The organism is Janthinobacterium sp. GW821-FHT03C10, from assembly GCF_059420865.1.
The window spans coordinates 1-8,020 of the sequence record NZ_JBWKUN010000015.1; the positions used below are offsets into that span (position 1 = coordinate 1).

The 8,020-nt window shown below is 63.5% G+C and carries 6 protein-coding genes; all 6 read right to left on the minus strand.

Annotated elements, in window-relative coordinates; genetic code table 11:
• Positions 1-263: 263 nt before the first annotated feature.
• Entirely contained in the window at positions 264-1,433 is a 1,170-nt protein-coding gene (locus AC07VH_RS29080; protein WP_494789607.1) for a VWA domain-containing protein, read from the minus strand.
• Complete coding sequence (locus tag AC07VH_RS29085) at positions 1,430-3,655, minus strand: DUF5682 family protein (RefSeq protein ID WP_494789608.1); 2,226 nt, start codon at positions 3,653-3,655, stop codon at positions 1,430-1,432. Before AC07VH_RS29085 ends, AC07VH_RS29080 begins: the two co-directional genes overlap by 4 nt.
• Positions 3,656-3,671: 16 nt before the next feature.
• Positions 3,672-4,754: an ATP-binding protein gene (locus tag AC07VH_RS29090; RefSeq protein WP_218963666.1), complete on the minus strand. Its 1,083-nt coding sequence runs from the start codon at positions 4,752-4,754 to the stop codon at positions 3,672-3,674.
• Between the two features lie 8 nt (positions 4,755-4,762).
• Positions 4,763-6,358 (minus strand): DUF5691 domain-containing protein, encoded by a 1,596-nt coding sequence (locus AC07VH_RS29095; RefSeq protein WP_494789609.1) that lies wholly within the window; start codon positions 6,356-6,358, stop codon positions 4,763-4,765.
• Entirely contained in the window at positions 6,355-7,713 is a 1,359-nt protein-coding gene (locus AC07VH_RS29100; protein ID WP_494789610.1) for an SWIM zinc finger family protein, read from the minus strand. The genes AC07VH_RS29095 and AC07VH_RS29100 overlap by 4 nt, the downstream gene beginning before the upstream one ends.
• A 94-nt stretch (positions 7,714-7,807) precedes the next feature.
• A partial coding sequence (locus tag AC07VH_RS29105; protein ID WP_494804014.1) for a hypothetical protein occupies positions 7,808-8,020 on the minus strand: 213 nt, incomplete at its 5' end.

Here is an 8,020-nt window from a genome sequence, read left to right on the forward strand (position 1 = left end):
GCGCCGATGATAGTGCTGCAACCAGTGTGAAAGTAGGTTATCGTCAGGCTTGTTATTCGCAGTAAGAGAAAAACCCGATCAGCCATGGTCGGGTTTTTTTCGTCTGGTGGTTTTGTGTCGGTGCTTGTCGGCTTACGCTGCGCTAAGCCGACCTACGCCGATCCGCCGACCGACGCTCAGTGTGAGGGGGCCGACCCCCGCTGTTCAGCAGGCGAAAAAAAGGCAGCGCTGCGCGCTGCCTTTGTGCGTTCTGCCATCAGCAGCTATTCGGTGCCGCCGATAACGTTAATGCCTGCCTGGGCAGCCCATTGCGTCATATCGTTACGCTTGATGGCCGAGGCCATGAGATCTGGAAACAGATCGGGAGTGCAGGCGAAGCAGGGCGCGCCCATGGCTGCGAGCCGGGCCGCGTTGTGATGGTCATACGAAGGTGCGCCATTGTCATCCAGGGCCAGCAAGACGATGACTTGTACGCCGCTGACCAGCAAACTGGCTGCCCGCGCCAGCATTTCCTTGTTATTGCCTCCTTCATACAGATCGCTGATCAGCACAAAAATCGTCTCTTGCGGACGCGTCACCACACCCTGGCAATACGCGAGCGCACGATTGATATCCGTGCCGCCGCCCAACTGCGTGCCGAACAGCACGTCAACGGGATCGGCCAGCAATGGCGTCAGGTCGACCACTGCCGTATCAAACACCACCACTGATGTGGAGACAGCTTTGATGCTGGCCAATACTGCGGCAAATACGCTGGCATATACTACGGATGGCGCCATCGAGCCGCTCTGATCGATACACAGCACGATGTCGCGCAGCGACTGTCCTTTGCGCCCGAAGCCGATGCGGGTAGCCGGTACGATCGTCCGATAGTCCGGCTGGTAATGTTTAAGATTGGCACGTATCGTGCGCAGCCAGTCGATTTCATTGTGGCGCGGCCGCATATTGCGTACGGCACGGCTCAGGCTACCTGCCACGGCCTGGCGCAGCGGCGCAGCCAGCTTGCGTTCCAGTTCTTGCACGACCCGGCTGACCACTTGGCGCGCCGTAGCCTTGGTCTTGTTTGGCATGATGCGGTTCAGGCTGAGCAGGGTGGCGACCAGATGCACGTCCGCTTCCACCGCTTGCAGCAGTTCCGGCTCCAGCAACATTTGCTGCAAGCCCAGGCGTTCGAGTGCATCTTTCTGCATGACTTGCACGACGGAGGAGGGAAAATACTGACGGATGTCGCCGAGCCAGCGCGCCACATTCGGCGCCGACGCCGACAAGTTTCCGCCGCGTCCACCCGCCGCTCCCTGGCCGTAGACGGATTCCAGCGTGCGGTCCATGGCCAGGTCGGCCTGGCTCAAGGCGATCTCGTCCTGTTGATCGGTTTTGCCCAATACCATGCGCCAGCGGCGCGCGGCTTCACCGGTCTTGATTGCATCGTTCATGCATGCTCCTGCGCCGGCGTGGAATCCAGCAATAATCGTAAGGTGGGCAAGATGCGCCGCGCCCGTGTTTCGTCCAGTGGCATGCTTGCCGATAGCGGAACCTGCGTGCCGCCGCCCTGGCTGGCGCGTTCCGATAACTGGCGCTTCTCGGGTGCGGCAAAGCTGCCGAAAGTGCGGCGTAGCAAGGGCAGCAGTTCGATGAAGGTATCGGCCGCCAGGCCGGCCAGCCAGGCATCGATCAGGCGCCACAATTCGTCATTGTGTATCAATAAAGTGCCGCTGCCATGCAAAAAGCCTTCCAGCCAATGGGCGCTGCTCAAGGGCGGCAGCGCATGGGAGCAGCGCAAGGCCAGCGCGCTTGCCGTCCTCTCCATGCTCCAGTGGCCCTGCTCGTTGAGGGCGCGCGTGCAGCGCCCGGCCAGCAGTGCGTGCGTGGCGTCGTACAAGGCCGCCTGTTCCAGCGCCGCAAACCAGCTTGCCTGGTAATCGGCCCGTTGCGCCAGGCGGATGGCCTGGTCGGCGCCGACCAGCGTCTGCATGAGCGCCGCCGCCGCCTCGTCTGCCAGGGCGCGCACGCCGGCAGGCAGGGCAATGCAGGCGCGCATGACCAGGCCGTCGAGTATGCTGGACAGGGCGCTGGTATCTGTGCCGCGCACGCTGCCGTAACGCATGACGTTGACCAGTGGCGGCAGGGCCGCCAGCATATAGCCGAGGTCCGGCGTCGTCGCGCTCACTTCCTGCATGCGCCGCATGACGCCATCGATGGCGCCTTGCAAATCGGCCAGCAGGATCTCTTCCACCAGCGCCGTCAGTTGCGGCAAGGTCTCGGCGCTGGCCGCGCGGCTGAGTGCGCATGCGGTGGCGGCATCGGCCACCGTACTGCCCCACAGGCTTGCTTCGATCAGCTTGACGGCAAATTCCGGTTCCCACGCCAGTTGCCACTGTTCGTGGAAGGTGCCGCTTTTCCCATGTACGCGCAGGCGGCTTCCCCAGCTGATGTCCAGCAGGGCCAGGCGGTGCAGCAAGACGCTCTTTTCCAGGTGCGCCGTTTCACGCAGATCCAGGGCGAGTTCGCTCGCATCGGCACGCACCGGCAGGCGCAAGCGTTTCTGCAGCGCTTGCACATCCTGCACCAGGGGCAAGGTTGGCACGCTGGCCGGCACCTGGCCCAGGCGTTCGTTGATCAGCAGCGCCGAGGCGATCAGGCGCAGCGGCAGTTCGCTGTCGTAGCAATAGACGGAGCGCACGGCGTCCTGCAATTCGCTCAGGCCCGCACGCGAACGCTCGCGCATGGCGGCCAGCGTATCGGCGAGGCGCAAGGCTTCGATGGTGTGGGCCGGCGACGCATCGAGATCATGCTTGCGCAACAGCGTGGCGACATCGGTCAACCAGTACAGTCCCGCCTGCTCAGGCCGTTGCCACAGATGGTGATACCAGCCTGGCGCTTCGACCCCGGCGCCATAGCCGCTGCGAAACGTCAGCCGGCCATAGCTCCACGGCGTCCAGGTGGCTGCCAGTTTGATTTTTGGCAAACCCTTGAGCAGTTCCGCATCACTCTTGGCGCTGGGCATCTGCTTGAGCGCGGGAACGTGATAAGCGCCGCAAACGACGGCAATGCGCTGGTGTCCCTGCTTTTCCGCCTGGCGTATCATGCTGCGCATATAGGCTTCGCGACGGTTTTCCAGCGCATTTGGCGGCAGTGCGATTTCGCTGCGCACCACGTCCATCATTTCGGCAATGGCCGCAAACAAGTCCAGGCTGTCGCCGCGCTGCTCGACCAGGTGGTCCCACCAGGTTTCGGTGTCGCCAAAGCCGGCGGCACTGGCCAGCCAGCTCAGCGGGTCCGCATGCATGTCCTCGTCGCTTGCGGGCGTGTCGGCTTCGGCGTCTTTCCCGCCCGCAATCTCGGCCAGGCGATGCGCTTGCGGCAGGTCGCAAAAGCGCACGGGGGTGCCATGCGCCTGGGCAAAGCGCATGGCTTGCCATTCCGGCGAGAATTCCGCAAACGGATACATGACGGCGCGCTGCGGCTCGGCCGGTGCATACACGAGCAGCGCCACGGGCGGGCACAGGTCCGCGTCGCCTGCGTAGCGTATCAGCTCGTCCGCTTCGGGCGGTCCCTCGATCAGGATGCAGTCCGGCTGCAAGGCTTCCAGCGCCCGGACCAGGCTGCGCGCGCAGCCGGGACCATGGTGGCGGATGCCGAAAAGGTGAATGCTCATCGTTGCCTGTCGGGATTCAATTCATGACGTCGCGGCAAGCGCGATACAGGTCTTTCCAGCCATCGCGCTCCTTGACCACTGTTTCCAGGTATTCCAGCATGACGATGCGGTCTTGCACCGGGTCCTTGACGATGGCGCCCACCATGCCGGCCGCCAGGTCGGCGCCGCGCAGCACGCCATCGCCAAAGTGGGCCGCCAACGACATACCGTGCGTGATCACGGAAATGGCTTCCGCCGTGCTCATGCTGGCACTGGAACCTTTCAGCTTGGTCTTGCCATCGGCCGTCACGCCTTCGCGCAATTCGCGGAAGACGGTCACGATGCGGCGTATTTCTTCCAGTGCCGGCGCTTCGCCGGGCAATTCCAGGGCGCGCCCCAGGCTGGCAACGCGGGTTTCCACGATACGCACTTCTTCATCGGCCGTGCGGGGTGACGGCAGCACGACGGTGTTGAAGCGCCGTTTCAGTGCGCTCGACAATTCATTCACGCCGCGGTCGCGGTCATTCGCGGTGGCGATCACATTGAAGCCTTTTTGCGCCAGCACTTCTTCATCGAGCTCGGCGATCGGCAGCATTTTCTCCGACAGGATGGTAATCAGGCTGTCTTGCACTTCGCCGGGGATGCGCGTGAGTTCTTCGATACGGGCAATTTTTCCTTCGCGCATGGCGCGCATGAGCGGGCTGGGCACGACTGCATCGAGCGATGGCCCCTTCGCCAGCAGGTGCGCGTAATTCCAGCCATAACGCAGTGCCTCTTCGCTGGTGCCGGCCGTACCCTGCACGATCATGGTCGAGTCGCCGCTGATGGCGGCGGCCAGGTGTTCCGAGACCCAGGACTTGGCCGTGCCCGGCACGCCCAGCAGCAGCAGGGCGCGATCCGTGGCCAGGGTGGCGACGGCGATTTCGATCACGCGCGCATTGCCGATGTACTTGGGCGTGATCTCGACGCCGTTGTCGAGCTTGCCGCCCAGCAAATACTTGGAGACTGCCCATGGCGACATCTTCCAGCGTGGCGGGCGCTGCCGGGTGTCGGCAGCGATCAAGGCTTCCAGTTCCGTGGCGAACTGGTTTTCAGCATGCTGGCGAAGAATGTTGGTAATGCTGGACATCAAATTTGCTCCTGAAAAGAGAGGGATAAGGCATGCCTGAAACGGATCACGCTGAACATGTCGTCGACGGGTGCCTGCCAGCTGGCCCATGCCGGCGATCCGGTCGGCCAGCCTGCTTCGCAGGCAGCCATGGCGGCCGGATCGAGTACTTGCGCAAATGCTTCGAGCGTCGGCTTGAAGTGCCAGGCAGGTACCGAAAATGTGGACAGGCCGGCGCGCAGGCGCTGCATCACGGCCAGCGACAGGGTGGCTGGCCAGGGCGCAGGCGAAGCGCGTGCGGCGTCGGCCAGCACGCCCAGCAGTGGCAATTGCTGGTCGCCCCACGTGGGGCCGCAGGCGTTGACCAGCTGAGCAAGCCGGGAATGCACGTCGGCGGCGGGCAATGCGCCATAGGCGGAGAAAAAATCGCGCGCATAGTGTACGCGCACGCCATCCGTCGCCAGCCAGAGCAAGGTCAGCGCCTGCAGCCAGTCGCCCAGTGCCGCGGCTGCGGCCGGCGTGGTCGTTCCGGCGTGCATGTGTCGCAGCAGGGCGTTGCTCCATCCCAGCACCAGGGCGCCGTGGAACTCATTGCTGAGTGCCAACTTCAGGCACTGTGCGGGAGACTTGTCAAACAGTTCACTCCAGTGCAGCGGCGACAGCGATGCCAGCATGTCGGCCAGCCAGCCTGCTTTCTCGCCCAGTTGCGGCCAGCCTTGCGCGCCGATGCCATCGCGCAGCATGGATTTGTCGCTGGCGGCGGGCAGCGCGACGTCTAGGCTGTCAGGAAATAGTTTGCGCCGTTGCAGATGGAGCAATGGCGCCAGCCGTTCCAGCATGCGCTGTTGCAGCGCGCAGCCGGGCAAGGTGCGCAACAGCTGCTGCGCCTGCAGCCTGACTTCCTTGCGGCGGTCGTCCAGCGCCGCCTCCAGGAAAGCTTCATCGGCCAGGCTCAGCGATACGCTCAAACAGGGCAGGAGCATCGCGCGGTCTTCGGGCGATTCCTGGCTCCAGCTTGCCTGCAGGCACTGTAAGGCTGCGGCGGGATCGCGTGCCCGCAACTGGCGCAAGGCCAGCATGCGTTGTGCGAGCGTGCCCGCTTCCCACTGCACCGCGATGTCGTCATCATCATTGCCAGGCGTGCCGCTCGCCCACGTCCATTGCGCATGTTGCCGGGCCAGCCAGTGGCCGCGCGCACCCAGCACGGTCACGATGGCAGGCCGCAGCGCCTGCTGGCTGCTGCCCGCTTCCAGCATCCTGGGCAGCAGGCGGGCCGGAATGCGGCAGTGGTGCAAAGCGGCAAGGCGCAGCCATTCGCCACGCAATGGCGGATGGCTGTCCCGCAGCAGATGCGCCAACATGGCTTCCGCACGGGGCGGGCAAGCCTGCAATGCATCTTCTTGCGTATCGGTGCTGGAGATCGCTGTGGCTGGCACGGCAGCGGGCGGGAGGTAGCCGGCGCGCGTCCACAGTTCGAGTGCGCCGATGGCACGCCAGAGCCTGCCTTCGCCGGCATCGTCCGCAAGCAGGGGGCGCAAGTCTTCCGGCAATTCTGCTTCGAAGGCAATCTTGGCCCGGGAACTGCCCATCTGCAGGGCGGCGTCGAGTTTGCTCATGCGCAAAAATCGCTTTCAAAGTTATACAGGCGGCCGTCGGCCCATACGCTCCAGGGCGCGAAGGCGCTGCCATCCCATTCGCCCGCCAAGGTGACGGGGTGGCCGCCGCTGACTGCCAGCAAGTGCCAGGCATGGCGGAACGATGCGTTCACGGGCAGGGGCCGTCCATCGGGACAGCGCAGCAGCAAGCCGGCGTCTTCCATGCTTGCCGTCATGCCGGACAAGGCCAGCGGATAGCGCTCGAGGAATGGCTGCGCCGCCAGCGCATCGGCATAGGACTCCATTGCGGCCAGGAAGGACGGCTGCTCGGTCGGGAACGTCGATAGCGGCAGCGTCGTACCTGGCTCGCGGATCAGCGCGCGCAGCGGACAGGCGCCGGTGTAAAAGCAGAGTTCGCCTTCAAATTGCGTGCCGACGCTGATCGCCTGTTCGAAGCCTTGTGGACCGGCAGCAAAATGCAGCAGCAGTGCCCAGCGGCCACTGCGCGCGCCGCGCAGCCATGTGGCGCGCGTGCGTATGCGGTCTTCCTCGCTGTGCTGTTGTGAAAGTACTTGCCAGCAATCGGTGACGCCGGCCAGGGCCAGCACATCGTCGCTGCTGGTGGTCCAGCCGATGTGGGTCCGCACATCGTGTTGCAGGTCGGGCGAGAGCGTTTCCAGCCTGGCGTAGGCATCGCCAAGCATATATATAGCGGCCAGTTCCCGCCCCAGTTGCTGGCTCCAGTCTTGCACGCCGCTTTGAAAGCACAGTTTGCCGGCGCGCCGGATGCGGCCGGCCAGACCGGCGGCCTGGGCGTCGACCAGACGGGCGGCCATGGCTTCCCAGTATGCGGGGCCGCGGTCGCGCACGGTGGCCAGGCCCTCGCGTTCCAGGTCATGCAACCAGGTGTGCAGTGCGGCCAGGCCGCTGGCCACCTTGTTTTCGCGTTTTTCCGCGCGCTTCAGGTTGGTGGCGGCGCTTGCGGCGGATTGCTCTTCCGTTTGCGCGGCCGGCTGCTCCGATGCGCCAGAGCGTTTTTTCTCGGCACGCTGCTGGCGGTCGCGCAGCCAATCGCTGACCCATGGGGGCGCTTCCGCTGCTGCGAACAAGGCCTGGTCTTGCGCCAGGAGCAGATACAAGGCAAGTCCATGCTTGCATGGAAACTTACGGCTGGGGCAGGAGCATTTGAAGGCAGGTTCGCCCAGGTCGATCTGGGTGCGGTAGGGATTCTTGCCGCTACCCTTGCATTCGCCCCAGGTGGCCGTCTCCGAGCGGCCCAGCTTATCCCATTTGGCGGGAGAGGCCAGTTGGCTACCTGCCTTGGCGGAGCTGGCATCGGGTGCCAGGGAGAGAATTTGATCGGTATTCAGGAGCACAAAGCGAACCTACAGGTAAATTGTCAAATGGTCAGGGTGATGTATTTAACCATGAATGAGACGTCGTACGTTTGAAAGCTGACTTTTATATTGATTATTGCCGGGGAATTGAAAAATGATTGCATGTATTGCGGAGAAAGCCTTGCTTCCACCGGAGCGCTTTGCTATAGTTCGCCTCCCCAATGAGACGCAGCAGTTTGCGAAACAACGGGATCACTGGAAACGGTGAAGGTAGTAAAAAAGAAGGTTGACGAATTAGCCGAAACGCTTCATACTCTTCCTTCTTCGCAGCTGACAAACACAACGC

Coding starts and splice junctions, on each gene's coding strand:
- AC07VH_RS29080 (WP_494789607.1), bottom strand. CDS start 1,433: ATGAACGATGCAATCAAGACCGGTGAAGCCGCGCGCCGCTGGCGCATG.
- AC07VH_RS29085 (WP_494789608.1), bottom strand. CDS start 3,655: ATGAGCATTCACCTTTTCGGCATCCGCCACCATGGTCCCGGCTGCGCG.
- AC07VH_RS29095 (WP_494789609.1), bottom strand. CDS start 6,358: ATGAGCAAACTCGACGCCGCCCTGCAGATGGGCAGTTCCCGGGCCAAG.